Genomic DNA, 23,834 nt, shown 5'->3' with positions numbered 1-23,834 from the left:
CCGCAGAGGGTGCAGAGAACGCAGAGGGAGATTCCAGAGAGATGAATAATTCCGATGAAGCGCGGATTTGATATTGATATTCCCATAAAAAATATTCCAATAAAAAGCCTCAGACCCGCAAGTCTGAGGACCGGAGTTCCTGAAAATCGTCACTTCTTACTATTGTCGCCAACAAACACCACAACATACAAGAGGGGTGCAACCCAGCACGGCAGTTTTTGGCAGATAGAGATTGCTTCCTGACTCGGAAGGCGAAAGCAATTTTTAATTCAACACTTCACGAAAGCAAAACAATTCTTCTCGCCATTTTCAGATCTGAGTTGATAATTATTGCTTTAGGATGGCAGTCTGTCCTCGATCGCAATATAAGGCTCACCGTGAGTGCCCGTATATATTTGAGTCGGGCGGTAAATGCGGTTTGCCTCTAGCTGTTCCTTCCAGTGGGCCAACCAGCCAGCAACACGGGCGATCGCAAAAACTGGTGTAAATAAGTCGATCGGAATTCCCATTTTTCGGTAAACTAGACCCGAATAGAAATCTACATTTGCATAAATTCCTTTGTGACCCAATTTCTCCTCAACCACTTCTTCCAACTCGACAGCAATGTCGTAATAATCGTCGTGACCGAAGTTCTCAAATAACTGTTCTGCTAACCCTTGGAGAATAGTTGCTCTCGGATCTTTCACCTTGTAAACTCGGTGACCGAAACCCATGATTTTGTCCTTATTTGCAACGCACTTCTCGACAAAAGGCCGCACGTTTTCTACCGAACCAATTTGCTCCAACATATCAATCACTTCTTCATTAGCTCCCCCGTGCAGTGGCCCCGCCAAAGTGCCAACTGCTGAAGCAATAACCCCGTAAGGGTCTGTCAGCGTCGAAGCTGTTACCATTGCCGAAAATGTAGAGGCATTAATTGTATGTTCAGCATGGAGAGTCAGACAAGTGTCAAAAATGCTAGCTAACAGTGGATCGGGTTCTTGCTCGTTGAGCATATAAAGAAAGTTAGCCGAGTAGTCCAAGTCATCCCTCGGCCGCACCGGGTCATTTCCCCGTCGCATTTGCTGGAACGCTGCTACCATTGTGGGAATCTTAGCTAGCAGTCGCACTACAGCTTCTCGAATGTATGCTGGGTTAGCCAGGGCTCTGCGAGAGTAGAACAAGCCCAAGGCGGCCGCTGAAGCTTGCAGGGCGTCCATGGGATGTCCTCTTTCTGGAAAGCATTTCATCATGTCCCGGATGCGATATTTGATCCGGCGGTGATAGCGAATTTCATGCTCGAAAGCTTCTAGTTCTTCCTTTGTCGGAAGTACCCCCCAGATTAATAAATATGAAGTTTCGAGAAAGGAGCTTTTGAGTGCCAGTTCCTCGATGCTAATCCCGCGATATTCCAGCAACCCTTTTTGTCCATCGACGTAGCTAATGCTGGACAAGGTGGCGGGAACACCTTCTAAACCTGGTTTGAATTCGCCGACGACCATTGCGATACCGTTTTGTGTGAGTTCAATCTACTAAAAGTACATTACCAGAAACCAAGATAGTGTCACAGTCTTGACAAATAATCATTTAATTGGGGTTCAGAAATCGGGTTTTTCAAAAGACAGCCCGATCGCACCGCTGCGTATTGTCGCCCCTTTTCTCCGGTTTCGCCGTCCGAGAATGCGGTTTTAAGAGGGCTGGCGCGTCCTGTTAATGTCGGGGCGGTTCGGTGTTTCTAGGGGAGCAAAAACTTGGGCGCCGTTAGCCAAAACATTTGGCTGCGGCCCACTGGGGAGCCTGTTTCGGGGAGGATTAAGCCGATGATACCTGCTTTTTTGAGAATCAGGGCGTCTTGCGATCGACCCCAAAGCAAAGTTTCTGCCCAGTTGCCTAAGTCTGGTTGGTGGCCAACCAGGGCCAAGCTGTGGCTACCTATTTCCTGCCACTGTTTGTACCACTCCAGCCAGTTCCCGATGTCTCCTGAAGGGGCGAGGGTGGCGGATTCTTCTATTTGGGAACTCAAACCGACTGTTTGCAGGATTTGGGCGGTTTGCTGCGCCCGCAGTAGGGGACTGGTGAGAATTAGGTCAAACTGAATTTCGAGTTCGTACAGGCGTTGGGCAATTTTCCGGGTTTTACGATCGCCCTCTTTAGTCAGGGGGCGTTCTGAGTCTGTATCATATTCTTCGGGTGCGGCGGCGATACCGTGCCGGATTAGATAAATAACCATATCTCAATACTTCCAGGCATTGGGTCCCGTTTTTCTAGGAGCTGTCTAGGATATACCTACCTTTTGCCTATTCTACAACTGTATTGAAATCTGGCGCTGTCATCTGGTTGGCGCTTGTGTAGCGATCGCGCCCTTGTCGTTTCGCATCATATAATGCTCGATCGGCGAGGGCAACGAGTTCATCCGGTGATATTTCCGCAGTGGGAATCACAGTTGCAATTCCCATGCTAACGGTCACGATCGCGCTCACATCAGATTGCTCGTGAGGGATTCCCAAATCTCGGATTGCCTCTCGGATCGACTCAGCAACAGCGATCGCGCCATCCGCATCCGTATTCGGTAGGATAGCCGCGAATTCTTCGCCCCCGTAACGTGCCAACAGATCCGATGAACGTTTAACCGCTTGTGCAGCCGATGAAGCCACTTTTACTAAACAAATATCCCCAGCTTGATGTCCGTAGCAATCGTTATATCGCTTGAAATAATCTACATCCAACATAATCAACGAAAGCAGTTGTTTCCCCTGTATCAGTCGGTGCCATTCCGACTGCAATCGCTCATCAAAACAGCGGCGGTTTGCTACTTGTGTTAACCCATCTGTCGTAGCAATTAATCTTTCTTGTTCCGCCCGGTGTCTGAGCATCTCCTCGGCCCGCTTGCGTTCTGTAATATCAGCAAAAGTCGTTACTACTGCATAGGGTTGAGACTGATTCATTTGGAACAGCGGTTGCGAATTAATCGAAATCCAAGTCAGCGTTTTATCCGATTTGTGAATGCCCATCACCACATTTGATACGGGTTTTCCCGTCCGTAGGGTAATCATTGCCGGATGCTGTTGGCAGGGGAAAGGAGAGCCATCTTCCTGAACGGTTCGCCAGTCTAAATCTATGGATGTACGCCCCATAAGTTGTTCGGGAGTCAGTCCGAGAATCCTTCCGGCACTAGCATTACAGGTAGTAATTTGTCCGTCTGCTAGCTGAAGTACGACGCCTTCAGTCATGCTTCTAATCACAGAACGATACCGTTCCTCGCTCTCCTGTAATTGACTCAGGAGAATGTTTTTAGCATCAAACTCTGAAGCCAGATGCAGGCTACCCGCCAAAAACCCCGCCATCAGTTGTAAGGTATGAATATCTGACTCTGTAAAGGCACAGGGTCTAGCGGAAACAACTTTTAAGACGCCAACCCGATCGTCCTGATAGAACAAGGGAACAACCACCAGTGACCGGATACCAATGCGCTGACAGACAGACTGCTCCACCCGTGGATCGGTTTGTGAATCATCACAAAGCATAATTTGGCCGGTCGCAATACATTTTCCCGATAAACTTGTCCCTACTTTCATCCGTAATCCAACATAGGTGCTGGCGATACCGCTGGCTGCCCGATAAACCAACTCATCCCCTTCCAAGATTTCAATCACGGCCCCATCGGCACCGATCAATTTTTGAGTTCGATCGTTAATCACCGCCATCACTGCATCCAGGTTAGGATTGCGGATGGCGATTTCCTGTTGGGTGGCAATCACCACAGCCAGACGCCCGAACTCTTGCTGTAATGCTGCTTCTGCTTGCTTGCGATCGGTGATATCCTTCATAAAGCAGTGATGCCCGATCGATCGCTCCTGCGAGTCGTAGGCTGCCAACATCACCACCTGCTTGTAAAAAATCGAACCATCTTTCCTGATACCCCGGGCCTCAACTTCCACTCGGCCCTCGGCTAGCATTTTTTGATAAGCCGTCATCATCTTGTAGCAGTCGTCGGGATGAACTGTTTTCTGCCAATTGATACCAACCATTTCTTCAGGCTGATAACCCGCTATATTGGCGTAGGCTTGATTAACGGTGAGGTAGCGTCCGAAAACATCCAGTCGCGAGATGCCTTCCACAGCATTAGCAAGAGCTGTACTCATTTCTCTGAGTTCTGTTTCCGCCTGGACAATATCCGTAATGTCTTGGGATGTACCAAACAACCGAATGACTTTTCCCTCTGCATTGAGTTGAACCTGTCCTCTGGCTTCAGTATGGCGGATAGAACCATTCCGACTCACGATTCTAAGGCGCAATAGATAAGGCTCTCCGTGAGTGAGCGCTCGTTGAACTACCCGGTGTAGCTGTTTGGCACTTTCGGGATGGTAAAGCCGCAAGTTTTCTTCATAAGTAGGTTCGCCTAGGGCCCTAGATCGTCCCAAAATCTCGAATAGTTCGGGAGACCAGGTAATTTTACCCGTACTCACGTCCCATTCCCAGCTACCGATGTGGGCAACCCGCTGGGCTTCTGACAACCGGGTTTCACTCTTTTGCAGGGCTGTTTCTACTTGCTGGCGGTCGGTAATGTCTTTTTCGTTCACGAGCAACATCGGGTTGCCTGTTACCGGGTCGTTGGTACACCGCACGTCCATCCCATGCCAGCGAATCCCCGCCAGAGTAATCACTTGAGCCTCCGTGCTAAATACTTCACCAGACTTAAGAACTGCCATTGCTCGCTCTCCTACCTGAGAGTCAACAAAGCGACTCACAAAAGCATTATCTGTCGCAGAGCCACGGTGCAGCGCCTCCCCGTAACAGCCCAAGGCCGCCGGGTTTTGCAGCAGCGGCACACCTTCGAGGGTGTAGAGCGAAACCATCAGCGTGGTGTGTCGGATTGCCTCGATCGATCGCAGGGTTTCCGGTTCGATGTGAGGAGCGGTTTCGACCTTACCCTCGACCAGGATTGCCAAACGCCCGCTATCAATCCTGATGCCAGAGCACCGACAGCCGACAGAAACAGCCTCACCGGCCGGGTAAAACGTCCACTGCTCAGACAAGGTTTGGCCTTGCTCAAACTGCTCCAGATAGCCCTGCAAGCGAATCCGAGTACACTCTGACAACATATCCCTAAAGTTGTGGCTCGCGAGTTGCTGCCGCGTCGAAGCATTCCACAGGTACAAGGAAGCTTGGTTGGCCCACCGGATTTGCCAATGCTCAATATCAAATATCCAGATCGGGTTTTGCAACAAGTCAAAGGCTTTGAGGTGGACAATTTCCCCGCTCAGGGAACAGGCTAACTCTGGTTGTAGACAATTTTGATGATTGACTCTTGGCGCGCTTTCTGTATTGGGATCAGTTTGATTTGGTTCTGTTTCGAGTTCCGGCGGTTGATTTGGCCCGATCACCGGGCGGTGAGATTCCAAGTGCCACATCCTCAACCCGATGTGCATTGCAACCTGTTGCATGATCTCAACGTCGAGAGGTTCCCACTGACGCGGACTTCGGCATTGATGAGCAATCAACAGTCCCCAAAGCTTCGGAGATTGCTGTTGTTGGCCATCTAGCAAGATTGGCGCAACTAAATTTGCCTGAACTTGGATGCGATCGAGCAATTCGACATCACAAGCTTGAAGATCACCAGCGTGAATATCAGAAATGCTGCTCGTTTGTCCCTGGCTGTAACGATCTACCCAGGTGGCTTCAAAGCAAGGATCATAAATCTGTTTTCCTAGGGTTGGCGGCCACTGGGCATCAACCGATTCTGCAAATACTACGCCATCTCTATGCGATAGGAAGCGATAAATAATTACGCGATCGGTTTGCAGCAGCAACCTGGTTTCTTCTAGCGCACATTGCAAAATTGTCTCCAGAGCCACGAACTCGTTGATTTTAAGTGCAATTTCTGAAACTTTTTCTAGGCTTTTCTCTAACGACCAAGAGAAAGTCTGTTTTGTAGACATCTCCGTCTTCCTTGTTTTTTTAAGCTATTTTCTACTATCCTAACCCGCGGCAAATAAATATAATAATTTGTTTAAAATTGTATGAATCGCTACATGGACTTAGGAAAAAAAACATATTCATGTGACAAACACAACTTTTTTTGACTGCTACAATTATTTTTTTCATATCATTTAGCCAATGGTTTAGGTTGTTGGGTATATATTTTGATTCTTTTCAAGGTTTTTTTTACTAATTATTATCGGAACTTTCCTGCACCAACTATAACAAATTGTGATGAATTTAGCGAGCAAACACTAAAATATCACAAAAAATCCACCTTGCATTTTTGTTAAAAAGTAAGAAATATTGTGAATTTAGTAAACTCGATAAAACTAAATTTGCTCCGCAACCTGGTTTTTTTGAGCAAAATACTTCGTTGCCTCCCTTGACAACAGTTAAAATACCCAGTTTATTTGGTGTGTATTTTGGGGAAATGGGGATAAAATTTATTAGGGTGAGTCCTGGAGAAGTCAACAGGGTTTTTTAACCTCCTTACTTCGTTAAAAGTCTTGCAGGATGTTCAATAAACTTTTTATGGTCGGATTCTCCTGCCCAACCCCTACTACCCACAAGAAAATACAGTTGTTGTGAAACAGGCCGGAAAGCCTGTTGATGGCAGAAGCGCACAAGGCGTGAGTTCAAACCCTCAATAAAACTTAAAAAAGCCGGTTGATGAGAGTTAGAGTGCGGGCAAGACTGATTATCAAGTTAAGATTTTGCCCGGACTGAGAAAAAAACACGGCAACACCTGGTAGCAAGCGGAAGCCAAAAAGCGATCGCATTCCCAGGCTGTTGCTGGAATTCAGACCGCACTTAAAAACTCCAGAGTTAATGATCGTAAACAGGATTGTCTTTAGGACTAATTAAATTCAGCAGTTTTTGCTTAATCTGAGCATCAAATACTTCCCATTTCAGCCTTGCATAATCGCTCTTCTCATTCCCGCCGGAAAGAAACCCGACGGGAATTTCAAAACCTCCGGCTTGACTTCTACCGCCACCAAAAAAGCGTCCTTGAGCATCTTGACCGAAGGCTTCTTTAATGAATTCGTCGGGGTCGAGAGTAAGTTTATTAGTTCGCAGCGAGCCAATTACTACTTCAATTTCTTCGTCTTTGTCGTGAACAATTGCGTAGACAACTGCTGTGTGTACGTTCTCCTCTGTTACTAAAAAGTCCGCCGCTTGGGGAATAGAATCCCGATCGTCATAGCGGAGGTAGCCGATGCCGGCGATCGAAAAATTGTTCTGGACGGTGCGGTGTTTGAGCGATCGCTCGATCGCGTCCATCACCCACTTAGAACGAGACGACTGTAACACGGCATTCAGTAACTGCGGGTCGTAAAACCTGCTCAAATAAGCCGCAGCTAAAAAGTCCTCCTCCTGAGCTTGTCTGAGGGCGATCGTATCCGATCGCAAACCGTGCATCAAAGCTGTAGCGCACTTGATGTGCAGACTGACGCTGGCGTCGAGAGTTAGGAGTCCAGCCTGTAAATACTCGGCAAAAATCGTGGCTGTAGCGCGGATTTGAGGGCGCAAATCGATAAATTCTGCCTTCATTTCCCCCTGCAAATTGTGATGATCGATGACGGAGGCGATCGGAACTCCAGCCGCTAAAATAAACTCGGTTAAGCTACAAGTCGTCCCTTGGTTGTCGATGAAAGCGCAGCCCTGAAACACCGACAAATCCTTAGTTTTTACTGTTTCCAGCGTCCACGCAACCTGTTGCATGATCTCAACGTCGAGAGGTTCCCACTGACGCGGACTTCGGCATTGATGAGCAATCAACAGTCCCCAAAGCTTCGGAGATTGCTGTTGTTGGCCATCTAGCAAGATTGGCGCAACTAAATTTGCCTGAACTTGGATGCGATCGAGCAATTCGACATCACAAGCTTGAAGATCACCAGCGTGAATATCAGAAATGCTGCTCGTTTGTCCCTGGCTGTAACGATCTACCCAGGTGGCTTCAAAGCAAGGATCATAAATCTGTTTTCCTAGGGTTGGCGGCCACTGGGCATCAACCGATTCTGCAAATACTACGCCATCTCTATGCGATAGGAAGCGATAAATAATTACGCGATCGGTTTGCAGCAGCAACCTGGTTTCTTCTAGCGCACATTGCAAAATTGTCTCCAGAGCCACGAACTCGTTGATTTTAAGTGCAATTTCTGAAACTTTTTCTAGGCTTTTCTCTAACGACCAAGAGAAAGTCTGTTTTGTAGACATCTCCGTCTTCCTTGTTTTTTTAAGCTATTTTCTACTATCCTAACCCGCGGCAAATAAATATAATAATTTGTTTAAAATTGTATGAATCGCTACATGGACTTAGGAAAAAAAACATATTCATGTGACAAACACAACTTTTTTTGACTGCTACAATTATTTTTTTCATATCATTTAGCCAATGGTTTAGGTTGTTGGGTATATATTTTGATTCTTTTCAAGGTTTTTTTTACTAATTATTATCGGAACTTTCCTGCACCAACTATAACAAATTGTGATGAATTTAGCGAGCAAACACTAAAATATCACAAAAAATCCACCTTGCATTTTTGTTAAAAAGTAAGAAATATTGTGAATTTAGTAAACTCGATAAAACTAAATTTGCTCCGCAACCTGGTTTTTTTGAGCAAAATACTTCGTTGCCTCCCTTGACAACAGTTAAAATACCCAGTTTATTTGGTGTGTATTTTGGGGAAATGGGGATAAAATTTATTAGGGTGAGTCCTGGAGAAGTCAACAGGGTTTTTTAACCTCCTTACTTCGTTAAAAGTCTTGCAGGATGTTCAATAAACTTTTTATGGTCGGATTCTCCTGCCCAACCCCTACTACCCACAAGAAAATACAGTTGTTGTGAAACAGGCCGGAAAGCCTGTTGATGGCAGAAGCGCACAAGGCGTGAGTTCAAACCCTCAATAAAACTTAAAAAAGCCGGTTGATGAGAGTTAGAGTGCGGGCAAGACTGATTATCAAGTTAAGATTTTGCCCGGACTGAGAAAAAAACACGGCAACACCTGGTAGCAAGCGGAAGCCAAAAAGCGATCGCATTCCCAGGCTGTTGCTGGAATTCAGACCGCACTTAAAAACTCCAGAGTTAATGATCGTAAACAGGATTGTCTTTAGGACTAATTAAATTCAGCAGTTTTTGCTTAATCTGAGCATCAAATACTTCCCATTTCAGCCTTGCATAATCGCTCTTCTCATTCCCGCCGGAAAGAAACCCGACGGGAATTTCAAAACCTCCGGCTTGACTTCTACCGCCACCAAAAAAGCGTCCTTGAGCATCTTGACCGAAGGCTTCTTTAATGAATTCGTCGGGGTCGAGAGTAAGTTTATTAGTTCGCAGCGAGCCAATTACTACTTCAATTTCTTCGTCTTTGTCGTGAACAATTGCGTAGACAACTGCTGTGTGTACGTTCTCCTCTGTTACTAAAAAGTCCGCCGCTTGGGGAATAGAATCCCGATCGTCATAGCGGAGGTAGCCGATGCCGGCGATCGAAAAATTGTTCTGGACGGTGCGGTGTTTGAGCGATCGCTCGATCGCGTCCATCACCCACTTAGAACGAGACGACTGTAACACGGCATTCAGTAACTGCGGGTCGTAAAACCTGCTCAAATAAGCCGCAGCTAAAAAGTCCTCCTCCTGAGCTTGTCTGAGGGCGATCGTATCCGATCGCAAACCGTGCATCAAAGCTGTAGCGCACTTGATGTGCAGACTGACGCTGGCGTCGAGAGTTAGGAGTCCAGCCTGTAAATACTCGGCAAAAATCGTGGCTGTAGCGCGGATTTGAGGGCGCAAATCGATAAATTCTGCCTTCATTTCCCCCTGCAAATTGTGATGATCGATGACGGAGGCGATCGGAACTCCAGCCGCTAAAATAAACTCGGTTAAGCTACAAGTCGTCCCTTGGTTGTCGATGAAAGCGCAGCCCTGAAACACCGACAAATCCTTAGTTTTTACTGTTTCCAGCGTCCACCGCTGCAAGGGCAACCCTGTCAATTTAACTAAGGCAATATTTTCTTGGTGGCTGAGGGCGCCGGCGTAGATAATCTCGCATTGGATATCGTATTGTTCGGCGATTAATTTGTAAGTCCAAGCGCTGGAAAGTGCGTCGGGATCGGGAAAATCTTGCAGCAAGATTAACTGGCGAGTGCCTTTGTGCCGATCGAACATTTGGCGCAATTGCTCGACTTTGCGATCGTGCAATTCCTCGCGGAGACGGCTGCGGTTTTCCTCGGAAACAACTTCGGCTTTGCTGCGCCGTTTCCCAGGCCCACTCACTCCGGGTACAACCTCGCTGCTGGCCTCAAGTTCACCTTCGTGGTTGCCGGATGTTTCATCGGAATTGTTAGGGGGATGGTCTTTCATCGTTAAAAATTAACAATTTAACTATTTCAGGATTTGCGCGACATTCTATCTTAAACCCGGTTTCTTTGTAGATGCCTTGTTGTCAAAGCCCATACTTCTTACTAGAAACCAGATTTAAGAGCGTAAATTCTCTCTTTAACTGTTTAACTTTTTAACTCATGTAGAGAGTGTGCGTTCCCAGGAACGAAGCAATCTCAGGACTCAGAACTTCCGCAAAAAACCCCCGCGCTTGCGCTGACAGGGGTTTTAAAGACCAATTACATATTTTTGCCATTCTTTGTGCATACCGCTCTTAACGTGTTTAGTCACTTCAAAATAAAGACCGCTGTGAGGTTTCCTAGGTGGATAGCGCAGCGACATTCCCGCTTCTTTTGGCGTGCGGCTGCCTTTATTGACATTGCAGCGGACACAAGCGGTGACGAGGTTTTCCCAACTGTCGCCTCCTCCGCGCGATCGGGGAATCACATGATCGAGGGTTAAATCGTCCCCCGCATAACTACAGTATTGACAAGAGTGTGCGTCCCGGTGCAAGATGTTCCGGCGGGTCAGCGGAATATCCTTATAGGGAACTCGGACGTAATGCCGCAGTCGGATCACAGTTGGTAGCGGGAAGTTTGGCGCAATAAATTTCCCGTTGTGTTCTACCTGTTCTGCTTTTCCTTTCAGCAACAAAACTACCGCCCTTCGCCAATTGGTGATGTTAAGGGGTTCGTAGGAGGCGTTCAGCACCAGAACATTGCCCATTGTTGATTATTAAAGAGAATATTTTTTTCGATGTTAACACAGGTTCCCCTTTAGGTGGGACAACCTCAGAAAGAGCGAGGGGAGCGCAAAAAACGGTGCAAAACCACTCCTTTACCCTATACCTTTGCGCTTGCGCCCCCTGTGGCTGCACCTGTTTTCTGCCTTTGGTGTTTGTCAGCGAGCTTTTTTCCCTGAGTTTTGGCTTAGATGAGGCCAGTGTGTGCGATCGCAAAAATTTGCAGAATAAACTTTATTTTTTTCTCTAAATGCCTAATCTTCCCGGCAACAAACAGTTTAACTTTTTAGACTATTAGTAACCTTAAATGAAAAAGCTTATTACTGCTCATGAAATTTCGGCTCTTAAAGTCTGCTTTGAGTGCGTCAATTATTGCCCTTGCTGCTCCGATTTTAGCAAACAGTCCAGCCTTTGCCCAAACGCCTTCATTCTTCTGTGGCGCTGCTGGCGGCCGCCCAGCTACAATTGCTGTCCAACAAGGCAAAAATATTCCCGTTATTTTGTGGCTAGCTGATAACTATTTCAATGAATCAGGAGAAGACGCGATTACTCGGTGCACCCGAGTATCGGGAATTCTCAACAACTCACAACCGCAAGGAACTTGGGAGAATATTGTCACAGCAGGTGCATCGCCCACCGGTCAACTAATTATTTGTGCAGCTAATCCTCAAGACGGTTCCTGTAGATTATTATATCAAGTACCCAAAGGCCAAAATCCAGAACAAGCTCGACAAGAACTCTTAAGAAGAGTCACAAATCCTAATGTAAGTGTTTCGCCTGTTAAGGTAAATTGATAGTCATAAGTTATTAGCTACGGGTAGGGACAAGGCATTGCCGTGTCCCTACTTGCTAAAGTAATGTATGCACCCTACTTGCAGATAGTTGAAACTCTGGTAAAATACTTCGGTTGAGTGGCGAAAAAATTGCAGCTTTGCTTCAGCAATTCTTCTAACCCTTCAACCTGCCTCAACCATACAGTGCCGTTGCTTCCAGCTACAGCAATTTGCTTTCCGTCTCGACTCCAACTGACACTAACAACATTCTCCTCGAACTCAAATTGAGCAACCTGTCGCCCCGCTAAATTCCACAGCCGTACAGTCTTGTCAATTCCCACTGTAGCAAGCAGTTCTCCGTCGGGGCTAAAACTAATTGATTTCGCATCAAAATGCAAGGTTTGAAATTCCTTAACTAATTCTTTTTCTGAGAGATTCCACAGCCCAACTTTGCCATTCAATGTTACTGTAGCAAAGCGATACTGGTGTTGAGCTGGAGTGAAACTAATCCCTATTGCCTGAACAGGCAGTGTTTTTTTTAGCTTGCCCGACAAATTCCAAAGTCGCACTGTAGATTTGCCATCTAAAGTCGTTATGAAATCGCCCTTTGGGCTAAAATTTACGCTTCTCACTAAGCCGTTGTGACCTGGGAGTTTCTGGCTAGGTGATACTAATTGTGGCAGTTTAGACAAATCCCAAATTGCAGCATAGCTGTCTATCCCTGCCGCGGCTAATAACTTTCCTTCGGGACTAAAACTGATGCTGGTAACAGAGCCTTGGATTCCTTTCAAAGTAGAAATATTTTTACCTGATAAATTCCATATTTTAACAGTGCTATCCCTTCCGGCTGTCGCTAAAAAATTACCGTTTGGGCTAAAATTTACCATATTAACTGACCGCTGTAAAGCTTTCCATTCAGCAATTTTTTTCCCGGAAGAGTTCCACATCCTAACTGTATCGTCTATTCCGGCGGTTGCTAAGATTTGCCTATTTGGGCTAAAAGTGACGCTGGTAACTGCACCTTTATGAGCTGACCACTTAATCTTTCTTTGCGGACTTAATGAGGCTTTGACCTGCTGTGTTTCACTAATTTCATCGAGAATTATTTGTAAGGCTAACAGCGGTCTTGTTGCCGGGTATTGTTCTAGCTTAGGTTTGTTTTCAACCAAGGTTTTTAATTTTTTACCGGAGGCGATCGCCCTCAGTAAAGCTTCTGATAAAGCTTCGGTGTTTTCGGTTTTTTGAGATACCGCTAACAATAAAGCATCGCTGCCATTTTGTTCAATTTCAATACTTGCTTGTGCTAGTTTAAACCGCTGGTAAGCAAGAGTTGAAAAGCCGATCGCTGTCAGTAACGATGCTGCCAGTACCGCAGAACCGATGCCGATCCACTGTTTGGCTTTTTGTTTGGCAGAGTCAGCTTCACTCAAAGCTTTTTCGGCATCACAGACAGCTTTTTTGGTTTCGAGTGTAGCTGAACGCAGCAGTTGATTTTGGTCGCTCAAAATAACTTTCTGGCTGGCAGTCAAAAACTGAAAATCTTCGTTTCTCAAACTTTTTCCTGCCGCCCAAACTAATGCTGACTGCAAATCATCTCCTCGCAACAGTTGGGAATCATCTTCACAGCTAGAATTTAGCCAGAGTTTGATGGCTTCGGAGTAAGGCGAGAGTTTTTCTAATTTTTGTTCAATTAAGTCTTGGTTAAATACAGCTTGATAAATAGGATTAGAAATTGTTAATTTTTCCCTGCGCTTAACGATTAATCCGCTTAATCGTAATTCCATTTGTTCGGCACTACCATCGGGGACAATTTCAGCTTGTTCTAATATTTGCTGATACAATCCGAGTCTCCTGACAATCCGTTGGTTTTCTCTGAAAAGCCGATCGCGAATTGTGGACAAATGTTCGGGCACATCTTGAGTTTCCCAATTCTCCACGATTTTCAAGCGCACTACTTTCTCCACCCACTCTTGAGAAGTGTGAATTTTATCTCTCTCCCCCTCTTGGCAAGCGGTGGCAGCATCTTTCTCCCCCTCTTGGCAAGCGGTGGCTGGGGGGGGTAAATTCGGGATTAATTGTGGATTTTCCAGCAGAAGTTTGCACAGCTTTTGAGTCAAAAAAGGCTGCCCGCCCGTCCAATACAAAACCTCTCTCAAAACTTCATGAGGGCTATCTGTCAGGTCTGCCAACCCTGCTGCTAGCGGTTGAGCTTCTGTTTCGTCAAAACCAGTTAATTCGATCGCCTTGCCAATATTAAAAGGGGTATTGCTGGTGGCATTTTGCTCGCGGCACAAATCCGTCGGCGATGCTACGCCTAAAAGGGCCCAAGTTAGGCGATCGAACTCTGAATTGTTGGCGCGCTTGTTGTAGCACGATCGAATTAAAGCTAAAAAATCGTCGGCGGGAAAATCTAGGGCGAGAATGCTGTCGATTTCGTCAATAAAAATGACAATATTGCTGGTAATGTTGGGTAAAAGTACGGTTTCGATGAATTCGCTCAATCTTTGAACCGGAGTTAAAAAATTGCGATCGCGCCACCAAGTCCGCACGTTGACAATATCCGACAGGTTAAAGTTATTTTCGAGAATGCGTAGCAAACCAGCATACCACTGTTCGGGAGTGACGCCGCGGTTGCCAATTTCCGAAATGTCGATCGCAGCACAAGCAATTCCTTCATTTCTCAGCCGCTGAATTGTCCGCACCTGCAAGCTAGATTTGCCCATTTGCCGGGAATTCAAAACATAGCAAAATTCTCCGGCTTTCAATCCGTTATATAAATCGTCGTCGGCTTGCCGCTTCACATAATTTGGAGCGTTATTTGTCAAACTCCCACCGACTTGATAATAACTGGGTTTTGTGGTAAAATTCATATAATTTATTCGGTTGAAACCGCTACTACATAAACAAAATCCGTCTTCGCAGACTGAAGAAGTGAGGCGGTATTAAAGCATAATTATGTATGATAAATTGTAGCACAATAGAGCATGAAAACTGATTGGACTGGATATAACGACGACAAAGACAAGTTAAGAGATGAAATTTGGTGTTTGCTGAAACAGCAAGCCGCATCTATTGGCGATCCGTTTGGTCATATTCCAAACTTTGTCGGTGCACAGGTGGCTGCCGAAAGATTGGCAAATTTACCAATTTGGCAACAAGCAAAAACGATTAAGTGCAATCCTGATTCGGCGCAAAATCCGGTGCGGATGCAAGCTTTGCAAGATGGAAAACGCCTGTATATGGCAGTACCGCGATTGACAGACGATCGCTGTTTTGTAGAGTTAACTGCTGAGGATTTGCAGAGACAAAATATATCAATTGCCGAAAGTGCGATCGCCCGCCAAGCTCTCGATTGCGGAAAATTGGTAAGTTTTGCAGAAATGGAGCCGATCGATTTAGTAATAGTCGGTTGTGTAGCGGTGGCGCGCAACGGGGGAAGAACCGGGAAAGGTGCAGGATTTGCGGATTTGGAATTGGCTATGTTGCAGGAATTCGGGTTAGTACAAATCGATACGCCTATTGTAACAACAGTGCATCCTTTGCAAATAGTCGCAGATTCGCGTTTACCAATGCAAGCTCACGATTGGGCGCTGAATTGGATTGTTACTGCCCAGGAGGTAATTGATACTAATACAAGTTATCCGCGTCCAATGGGGTTAAACTGGGATAGTATACGGCCGGAACAGTTGGAAAAAATTCCAATTTTGCGAAAGTTCAACGAACCGCGAAGGCGCGAAGGACGCGAAGAATGAAAGAAGAAGAGGAAGAAGGTAATTTCATGATATATCTACTTTGTGGTGAACACGCGCCATGCAATGAAAGCAGTAAAACCGAGATAACCAAACACGGCTATCCAGTCTAGCCAATTATCGGATGTTATCAAAAAAATATCGTTCATGGGTATCATTCACCTGATTATTACTTGCCGCAGTTACGCATCAAATTTTACACGATCGCGCTTAAGTGCGATCTAAAATATTGTCGGTACAGTTCGCACCTCGGCACGCACTCGTTCCCCTGCAACTTCACCAACCCCAAACTGTCTAATTTAAACGCCTGCATCGCCTTTAATTGCACCGGAGAGTCGGCCGCCACAATCTCTCTCATACCCTGCGCTAACTCAGGATATTCTTCCAAATTCCACAACTGCCGACGCAAATGGTCGCTGTAAATTCCCGCATCTGCGATCGCAGTTTCTTTTAATTCATCGAGTGTCAAATCCGATCGCGAAATGTGATATAATGCAACTCGCACTAAATACGGATGACCGCCGACAATTTTCATTAAGTTTTCAACTTCTGCATCCGACCAATTCAAATTATGGCGCTCTGCTAAATCTTGTATTTGCTGAGAGTTGAATTCGGGCAAATCTACAGGCAGTCCGACGTTGAAAGGCGATTGATTGATGTTCATTGGGATGTAAACTTCGGTGGAGTGAACTACAATTAATCGCAGTTTTTTCCAGATTTCTCGCCGCTTGGATTCTTCGTGCCACGCCCGCAGCAGTCCTAAAAAGTCTTCGGCAATGTCGGGATATTGGAAAACGCGATCGATCTCGTCTAATCCTAAAATTAAAGGACTGTCGATTTGCGGCAAAATGTATTTTTCAAAGTAATCTTTGCAGTTGACTTTGCTGCCAAAAATCTCGTCCCAATAATCGTCTAATTGATTGGGTAAGTGCAACTCGCGGCCGACGTAAGCGCAAAACCATTTTAAGAATTTATCTAAGTTGGCAAAGACGCCTTTATCTACTAACTGAAAAGTTAGCGGCACGGTGCAATAGCCTTGACGAGCTCCGTGATGCAAAATTCTTGCCATCAATGAAGTTTTGCCCATTTGTCTTGGTGCTTTGATTCTAATTAAGGCGCTGGGCTGCACAATAGTTTGATAACAGCGTTCTTCGATGGGCGGGCGTTCTACATAAAATTGAGAAGCAACATCGACTTGTCCTCCCGGTAATTCCGGTTCAGCGGCGGGTAGAGGTATTTCGTCGCTGCTAATTTCTAATACCTGTTTTTGTGTTAAATTGTCCGTTTCTTCGGTAACTGGTGTGGGTTCTTCTGCTAGTAAATTCAGAACCTCTTCGATAATAATTGGAGTGTCCGCGGTGGTTTTCCATTCCCTCTGTTTGATGCGGTAGAGATAGCCCCGCAAGTCGTGATTTAGAGGCGCATTTAGCGGAAAACCGACGCGGATGGGGAGAATTATTGGTTTCTTGTCAGGGCGGGAGTCTTGCAGTTCTTTTGCTTGCTGAACTTGATATGTTATCAGTTCGCTTTGATTTCCCGTTGGCGGCAACAGTAGCAGCAAATAATCGCATTCTTGGAGGAATGAATTAATGCGATCGAACCAATTATCTCCTAATCTAATGTTATTTTCTGCTGTGAAAACTGTATGCCCGATCGCGCTTAAGGCCGTTTCTAACTCTTTTCCTAACTCGCGATCGGGTTCGGCGCTACGATAACTGACAAATACTTTAACAATTCTGTTGCTGGCTGTATCTTCCGCTGCCGGCGAATTGTCCAGCTCGTCTAAATTTGTCGGTTCCTCAAGTTTAGCCGATCGATGGTCGCTAGCAGCCAGAGTCATTTCAAAAGCCGCGAACAACTGTCGAATTTTACTCAAATCCGCACCTTCTCTACCCTGCTTAATTTTGCTGACTGTATCCGCACCGACGCCAGATTCCGCCTCGATTTCAGTCAGAGTACCTCTAATGTTATGTCGGTCAGACCATTCTTGGAGCGCCTCGTTAAGTTTCTTTAAGCCAGAGGCAGTGAGAATGCGACCGCGATCGCGTTTTGACTTGAGCACTTCGCTTGCAGTGAAAGGGGAACGAATCTAGAAATTTTAACGCCTTAAGTTCCTATTTTGGGCGATTTTAAGGAAGATAATCAACCAGCCGGAATTTAAGGAATTTTACTGCGAGAGGGTTTTTGGGCGATCGACTCCTGAAACTCTGTCCTGATAACGGCTTCAACAGTTGAATATATTTGAGGATAAAAAGTTTTTCTTAACTCCCCAATCTCCGCCACTAATCACCACTTAACTTTTTAGAGTAGATACACCAAGCAAAAAAGGAGCAGCCAAATGAGCAAAATCTTACACAGGCTGGCAATGGCCGCTTTGGGAACCGCCGCCATTTTCACAATTAATACACTTAATAATTTAACAGAAGCATCAGCGGCTGGTAAATTTGACGAACCAGAAATTTATCAAAACACAGTTTTTCCACTCGGCGTACCGGGTCAGTTCCATAAATAGGCAAATTCATTGATTGATTTAATTTAATTAAGGAGAAATTATGAAGTCTACACTGTGTTCGCCACAACCTATAGCTACCAAATCTGACTCGGTTGATGCTGAGGCGATCGATGCCTGCACTGCGCTTGCATGGATGGAATTGGTAGCATTAGATGCTAGCGCTCTCACAGGGGATGATTGGCTGGCTTTGTGCGATGATATAGATAGCGGGGAAATCTACCGCTGCTGGTTTTTGTGGCGCGATCGCGAAGTTAGCGGTAATTGGGAAGCTTACGATCCTTTGAGCGATCGCCGATTTGTTGCTAAAGGAAAAGTTTTTCTCAAAGCCGCGATCGACTCCCTCGAAGATGCTAGAAATCGCGAACTCGCCTAACTTGAATTCATCTCACGCGAATAAAATTTTTGTCTGCAAAACAAGAATTATGCCAAGAGAATCCACAACTGTACAAACTTTCGTCCGCCTGGGCGAGACTGGAAAAAAAAGAGGTAGTAGAAGCGGATTTGAGATCAGTCCCGGAAACCGACTATTCTCAAAGAAAATAAAAAAAATTACGGCTGCAGGCAAAAGTTGACTGTATGATGCTAGGTGCTTCGTCTCGAAAGCGGTTGATCAGGTTTTTTCAGCCGCTTTCTCGTTGCAGCCGTTAAACTCTTTCTCTTCACACATGACTCCTAAACTGCGATGGCTGTTGCCGGCCGCCCTTAGCCTTTTCTCGATCGCCCTGCCCGCAAAAGCTGATACACTAACATCTTGGCACTTCGATCCCAGGGAAAACCAACTCAATTTAACCACAGATTCAGGAGTTCAGCCGGAAGTTAAACTAATCGCCAATCCCACCCGCTTAGTAATTGACCTACCGGGAATAGTCTTGGAATATCCCGAAAGCCCTCAAAGTTACAACTCAGCTATTCAACAAATTAGAGTTGGGCAGTTTGACACCGGAACTACCAGGTTAGTAATAGAATTAACTCCCGGTTATAAGTTAGACCCGCAACAAGTCCGAGTCATTAGAGAATCTGCCACGCGCTGGTCGTTTCAGTTGCCAAATCCCCAGCAAATAGCTGGAAATGAGTCTTTTATCCCCACAGCTATTACCCGCATAGAACAAGCAGCAGGTCAAGTTAGACCCACTGTTTCGCCGGGAAATCAGAGAAACTATTCCACTGATTTGGCAATGTCAGCAGGCTCGGAAATGACAGCCATCAAGCCTCAAATCGAAAGTGCGATCGAACAGTATAGATCCCTCAGCGCCGGAATGTTTTTTCTGGATTTAGATACAGGAAACTATTTGGATATCAAGGGCGATCGAGTATTTCCGGCCGCGAGTACCATCAAACTACCAATTCTGATTGCTTTTTATCAAGATGTAGACGCAGGCAAAGTTAGCCTCGACGAAACATTAGTTATGAAGTCCGACTTAGTTGCCAGCGGTTCTGGAACTATGCAAGACGAACCTGATGGAACTCGGTTTAGCATCAAAGAAACCGTAGATAAAATGATTACCATCAGCGACAATACAGCCACCAACATGATTATTGAACGTTTGGGGGGAATTGCTAAACTCAACGAGCGTTTTCGCAGTTGGGGATTAACTGATACCAGAATTCGCAATTGGTTGGGAGATTTTCAAGGAACAAATACCACAAGTTCTGTGGATATGGTAAAGTTGCTGGCGATGCTGTCTCGCGATAAATTAGTCTCTGAATCGAGTCGGGAACAAGCTTTAGAATTACTGCGGCACACAACAACTAGAACGCTTTTGCCTTCCGGTTTGGGCCCTGGCGCAGTTATTGCTGACAAGACTGGAGATATCGGCTTTGTAGTTGGCGATGCAGGAATTATTGATATGCCCAACGGCAAGCGTTATTTAGCCGCAATCTTTGTCAAACGTCCTTACAATGACCCGATTGTGAGAGATTTTGTCCGTCGGATTTCGCGCATTGTTTACAATTATTTAGACCAACCTGCGGCGAGAGTACCGGATAATTTGCGTTGATCTGACAATTCGGCGATTGAAATCGCTACTAAACAAACAAAGTCCGCCTTCGCGGACTTGAAGAGAAGATTTTTAATTACTAAGGACTATTCTTTGCGCTCGATGGCTACAGTCAAATGAGCTGCAACTGCCCCAACTGTAGCCAGTACAGCAGCAATTGGAAAGACTACCGATCCTGCAACGCCGCCTACCAATCCAGCCATCAGCGGAATGTCTGCCAAAGTCCGCCCTTGCGAGTTTTTGATGACGAGGCGGCGGAGTTTTCCTTGCTGAATTAGTTCTTTGACTTTACCAATTAGGCTGTCGGCGCTAATCTTAAATTCTTCCACTCTGACTTTTTCCTCTGTTGCAAATTCTGAGGCGAATACATGAGTTTCAACTGTTGGGTTGGCTGAATTCCCTGCCGCTGCTGTTTCGTCTTGTAGAATTGTTACTTGTTGTTCTAGTTGTGAGTTCATTTTGTGTAAGGGCGGGTGAAAACCAGCCGTTTAATTTCTATACTCTTATCTTCGGCGATCGCACTTGGGAATGACAGGCAAGGAAACCCTACAATGTGTATTCGTACTTTCCCCCCCTGCTTTCTTACTCAAAACCTTATTTTGGTGGCGTTAGTTCAGGGCGCGTTTATCTCTTCCTAAAGATAGAGAAGCGTTTGTCGAAACAACCCGTCTCTAGATATAACTCAAGTAATATCAATTCGGATTGCACTCCTCATGATTGTTGAGTGTTGACTAAAATTATGATTTTGGGACAAATGACAGTTTGGACATTTGAAAAATACCGATGCAACCGGAAACGATATCAGTTGTCTTTACGACTTGACCGACATTTGAGACGAGCGCTTTTATCCTGGTGAACAAAGTGAATTAATAGACAATTCAGAATCGTACAAACTGCTTTAAAATATTTTTAGTCCCAATATTTCTACCATGACTTCAAGAGTGATTGCTATCTAGGCACACTCCTCAGAGGGTGGAGGTACGATCTCGATACCGTACTTGGGAGCAGTAGTAAGAATTTTGTCAAGGTCTTCAGGGCTCAAGGATGCTCCAAGGGTAATCTCACCATTGACGGCCTTTCCAACTTCGGCAATAAATTTCTCAAAGCCAGCAGGAGTGACCCAAACCAGCATTTTAGCGGGTGTAGCGGTGGTATTCGTAAATCGGTGAAGCTGGCCTTTCGGTGAATGAAGGAAGGTTCCAGCCGTCACAACGAAAGTACGATCGTCAAGCTGGAATTCAATCTCTCCGTCTTGAACATAAAATGATTCATTTTCTCGGTTGTGGCGATGGGTTGGCGTACCGCCACCAGGTGCAACAATTACCTCACAAAGCGCATAGGCTTCCCCTGTCTCTTCACCAACTGCTTTGAAGGTATAGAGGTCTTGACCAAAGTAGTAAGAACGACCTTGACCGGGTTCAATAAAAAGTCCGTTTTGATGAATTGTCATTTGTTAATTCCTCAAGCGAAGTGTTAGCTGGCTGGCGATGGCTTTTTGTGGAACATTGTTCACGAATTCAGAGTTCTCTCAATACGCCGATCGGGGATAAGCCACATGATGGCAACTAAAACATACAGCATGAAAGCCAACCATGAGTTGACAAAGGAAAGCAGGATTGCGACGGTATAAATCACCACTGATACTTTACCCTTCAAGTCTCGCCCAAGTGCAATTGCCAGAGTGGATTCTTTACCGTGGTGAGAAATAAGGACACGAGTAAGAATGAAGTAAGCGATCGCAGCCAACAACAGCACTGTGCCATAAAGCGCAACTGGCCACGCAGCGAAGTGATTCTCGCCTGTCCAGGCAGTGACAAAGGGAATGAGTGACAACCAGAACAGCAGATGCAAATTAGCCCACAAAACATTACCATTGACGTGCCGAGCCGCTTGTAACAAGTGATGGTGGTTGTTCCAGTAGATACCAAGATAAATAAAACTGAGTACATAGCTCAGAAATACTGGAACTAGGGGATGCAGCGCAGCTAAATCAGCTTCATGGGGCACTTTCAATTCCAGCACCATAATGGTGATGAGAATGGCGATTACACCGTCGCTGAATGCTTCTAACCTGCCTTTACCCATTTTTGTAGATCCTCCTTTTCTGCTGGCGCGGGCGATCGCTTCTCATTCCAAAAATAACTTAGCATAAGGTCGGTTGCAGTGATGTGTTATACCGATCGGCGATCGCTGGCACTTACCAACCAAGCTAACGATTTTGCTTGCCTAATCTCGGCTGAAAACAGATAACCTTAACGGACTTTTCGCTGATCTGTTTAAGCAGTCGATCGGGACGATTTCTTATAAATACCCGATCGCGCAACGGGTAAAACGGGAGAAGCAGTTGTTGAAATAAAAAGAGCGATCGATTAAGGAAGCGCGTAAGATTGTATAATAGCAGGTAACAATGAGACTTCTATTTTGCATTTTTCCAGAAAGTTCTCATTAATAACTCCATTGATTCAGCACCACAAACTGATAATTTAGTTCATATTCGGCTGTTTCTAAATTATCAATTGCCTTCACTATCGCCTGATAACTCATATTCTTAGAAGCTTCAGAATCTTGATAAACTGCCAAAATTCCTGAATGTTCTGGGTTCGCTTGATGCAATTGCTGAAAGTCATCACAATTGCGTGTAAGCAGCACTCTCTCATTTTCTCTGGCAGCGTCTAGCACGACTGAATCTGGATGATTCATTAAATCCAGTGTATTGACTGTGGCTACATCGTGACCGGCTGCCTGAAGAAGATTGACTAAATACTTTGCTTGAGAATCTTCGTCAAGCAGCATTCGTAGGCTCAACTTGGACTCCTTTTACTTCCAATCGATAGCGTTCCTCGTCTGCTTCTAATTTTAAAAGTTCTTGATGTTTCTGGCAGTAATCAATCGCCTCATAAATAGCAGACAGGGGTAAATCCCAATTTTCGGCAGCTTGTTCGGGTGACATCTGATTTGCAGTCATGTCTCGCCAAATAGTCGATGCCAGTAATTTACGTCCCTTAATGTAAAGTTGTTTGCGCCAAGGATGAGGACGTGCAATTAAATATTGCCAATTCTCGATTTCTGGTGTACTTTGCAGGGATTGAACGATCGCACTTAGCAGGGCAAGGCGATCGCTGACTGATAGTTGGCTGGCTTTTTCTTTAAGCTCTTGCAAGGACATAAAAAGATACTCCAACAAAGGTTGGTATCTGAATTATAGTACATTGGAAGGCGATCGAGATTGACATAAACCTTTTGAGTACGATGATGGAGAAGAACTTTATACAGCAGAGATCGTATCCTCTTCTAGGCGATCGAGATCGGAGTGAAGTCCTTGTCCAATATAGGCACGTACTAATAATCGATCACAAGAAAACCCAAGTAAGGGTGCAACTCGCTTCAAATCTTCGATCGCATCTTCGGGAATAGGAATGGCGATCGATGTCATGGGACGATTTCTATTCAACCGCTTTTTCAATGTCTCAACTTTCATAGTATTCACGTTCATTGCATATCACTCGTTCGTGCCGAAATAATCCGAATGATGTCATTTTACTGAAAACTACTCATAGCGTACCTTCTTAGATTTAATCACCTCAATTACATCATCGTGCCTTTGCCCCTCAATAATATCCTTGAGATGAATTTGCCCATTAATGTATTAGACCTCTTGCGAAAGTGCGCTCGTTCTAGGTAAAATAAAAGAAAAAATTAGCTCCCATAATATGAAGTACGAA

General features: G+C 45.3%; 19 protein-coding genes. 5 read left to right on the top strand and 14 right to left on the bottom strand.

Annotated features, from left to right (window positions below):
- Positions 1 to 335: 335 nt before the first annotated feature.
- The 6 genes from Q5691_RS11350 to Q5691_RS11325 all read right to left on the bottom strand — a co-directional run bounded on the left by Q5691_RS11350 (position 336) and on the right by Q5691_RS11325 (position 11,065).
- The gene (locus Q5691_RS11350) at positions 336 to 1,481 is read right to left on the bottom strand and encodes a citrate synthase (protein WP_333082657.1); all 1,146 of its coding nucleotides are present in this window, start codon (positions 1,479 to 1,481) and stop codon (positions 336 to 338) included.
- A 233-nt stretch (positions 1,482 to 1,714) separates the two neighbouring features.
- Positions 1,715 to 2,209 (bottom strand): phosphohistidine phosphatase SixA, encoded by a 495-nt coding sequence (sixA, locus tag Q5691_RS11345; protein ID WP_333213396.1) that lies wholly within the window; start codon positions 2,207 to 2,209, stop codon positions 1,715 to 1,717.
- A gap of 67 nt (positions 2,210 to 2,276) precedes the next feature.
- Complete coding sequence (locus Q5691_RS11340; protein ID WP_333312283.1) at positions 2,277 to 5,918, bottom strand: diguanylate cyclase domain-containing protein; 3,642 nt, start codon at positions 5,916 to 5,918, stop codon at positions 2,277 to 2,279.
- Between the two features lie 868 nt (positions 5,919 to 6,786).
- Positions 6,787 to 8,178: a GAF domain-containing protein gene (locus Q5691_RS11335; RefSeq protein WP_333344889.1), complete on the bottom strand. Its 1,392-nt coding sequence runs from the start codon at positions 8,176 to 8,178 to the stop codon at positions 6,787 to 6,789.
- A gap of 868 nt (positions 8,179 to 9,046) precedes the next feature.
- Positions 9,047 to 10,321, bottom strand: coding sequence for a bifunctional oligoribonuclease/PAP phosphatase NrnA (locus tag Q5691_RS11330; RefSeq protein WP_333344887.1), 1,275 nt, complete (start codon positions 10,319 to 10,321; stop codon positions 9,047 to 9,049).
- A gap of 246 nt (positions 10,322 to 10,567) precedes the next feature.
- Positions 10,568 to 11,065, bottom strand: a complete 498-nt coding sequence (locus Q5691_RS11325) for an HNH endonuclease (protein WP_333082663.1) — start codon at positions 11,063 to 11,065, stop codon at positions 10,568 to 10,570.
- 345 nt (positions 11,066 to 11,410) lie between these two features.
- On the opposite strand from Q5691_RS11325, the gene Q5691_RS11320 reads away from it, so the two are divergent.
- Entirely contained in the window at positions 11,411 to 11,875 is a 465-nt protein-coding gene (locus Q5691_RS11320; protein WP_333312319.1) for a COP23 domain-containing protein, read from the top strand.
- Between the two features lie 74 nt (positions 11,876 to 11,949).
- Here Q5691_RS11320 and Q5691_RS11315 read toward each other — a convergent pair whose 3' ends face one another.
- Positions 11,950 to 14,724, bottom strand: a complete 2,775-nt coding sequence (locus Q5691_RS11315; protein WP_333312318.1) for an AAA-like domain-containing protein — start codon at positions 14,722 to 14,724, stop codon at positions 11,950 to 11,952.
- A 114-nt stretch (positions 14,725 to 14,838) separates the two neighbouring features.
- On the opposite strand from Q5691_RS11315, the gene Q5691_RS11310 reads away from it, so the two are divergent.
- Entirely contained in the window at positions 14,839 to 15,606 is a 768-nt protein-coding gene (locus Q5691_RS11310) for a 5-formyltetrahydrofolate cyclo-ligase (RefSeq protein WP_333213401.1), read from the top strand.
- Positions 15,607 to 15,799: 193 nt separating this feature from the next.
- Here Q5691_RS11310 and Q5691_RS11305 read toward each other — a convergent pair whose 3' ends face one another.
- Positions 15,800 to 17,665: an AAA-like domain-containing protein gene (locus Q5691_RS11305; RefSeq protein ID WP_333344885.1), complete on the bottom strand. Its 1,866-nt coding sequence runs from the start codon at positions 17,663 to 17,665 to the stop codon at positions 15,800 to 15,802.
- A gap of 276 nt (positions 17,666 to 17,941) precedes the next feature.
- Between Q5691_RS11305 and Q5691_RS11300 the strand changes: the two genes are divergently transcribed.
- The 3 genes from Q5691_RS11300 to Q5691_RS11290 all read left to right on the top strand — a co-directional run bounded on the left by Q5691_RS11300 (position 17,942) and on the right by Q5691_RS11290 (position 20,112).
- On the top strand, positions 17,942 to 18,115 hold the full coding sequence (locus tag Q5691_RS11300; RefSeq protein WP_333040368.1) for a hypothetical protein: 174 nt from the start codon (positions 17,942 to 17,944) through the stop codon (positions 18,113 to 18,115).
- 40 nt (positions 18,116 to 18,155) lie between these two features.
- On the top strand, positions 18,156 to 18,488 hold the full coding sequence (locus Q5691_RS11295; protein WP_333213403.1) for a hypothetical protein: 333 nt from the start codon (positions 18,156 to 18,158) through the stop codon (positions 18,486 to 18,488).
- Between the two features lie 292 nt (positions 18,489 to 18,780).
- On the top strand, positions 18,781 to 20,112 hold the full coding sequence (locus Q5691_RS11290) for a serine hydrolase (protein ID WP_333213404.1): 1,332 nt from the start codon (positions 18,781 to 18,783) through the stop codon (positions 20,110 to 20,112).
- An 86-nt stretch (positions 20,113 to 20,198) separates the two neighbouring features.
- Here the strand turns inward: Q5691_RS11290 and Q5691_RS11285 are convergent, their stop codons facing one another.
- The 6 genes from Q5691_RS11285 to Q5691_RS11260 form a co-directional block, all read right to left on the bottom strand.
- Positions 20,199 to 20,570, bottom strand: coding sequence for a DUF4342 domain-containing protein (locus Q5691_RS11285; RefSeq protein ID WP_333344883.1), 372 nt, complete (start codon positions 20,568 to 20,570; stop codon positions 20,199 to 20,201).
- A 494-nt stretch (positions 20,571 to 21,064) separates the two neighbouring features.
- Positions 21,065 to 21,562, bottom strand: coding sequence for a cupin domain-containing protein (locus Q5691_RS11280; protein WP_333213406.1), 498 nt, complete (start codon positions 21,560 to 21,562; stop codon positions 21,065 to 21,067).
- A gap of 59 nt (positions 21,563 to 21,621) precedes the next feature.
- A complete protein-coding gene (locus tag Q5691_RS11275) occupies positions 21,622 to 22,197 on the bottom strand; it encodes a TMEM175 family protein (protein WP_333344881.1) in 576 nt (191 codons plus the stop codon).
- 360 nt (positions 22,198 to 22,557) lie between these two features.
- Entirely contained in the window at positions 22,558 to 22,905 is a 348-nt protein-coding gene (locus Q5691_RS11270; RefSeq protein WP_333344879.1) for a DUF5615 family PIN-like protein, read from the bottom strand.
- Entirely contained in the window at positions 22,895 to 23,278 is a 384-nt protein-coding gene (locus Q5691_RS11265; protein WP_333344877.1) for a hypothetical protein, read from the bottom strand. The genes Q5691_RS11270 and Q5691_RS11265 overlap by 11 nt, the downstream gene beginning before the upstream one ends.
- Positions 23,279 to 23,377: 99 nt before the next feature.
- A complete protein-coding gene (locus tag Q5691_RS11260) occupies positions 23,378 to 23,605 on the bottom strand; it encodes a hypothetical protein (RefSeq protein WP_333344875.1) in 228 nt (75 codons plus the stop codon).
- Between the last annotated feature and the right edge of the window lie 229 nt (positions 23,606 to 23,834).

Origin of the sequence: Microcoleus sp. w1-18aA5 (assembly GCF_036701705.1) — a bacterium.
Taxonomy (GTDB): domain Bacteria; phylum Cyanobacteriota; class Cyanobacteriia; order Cyanobacteriales; family Microcoleaceae; genus Microcoleus.
This window is presented reverse-complemented; position numbering and strand designations above follow the sequence as displayed.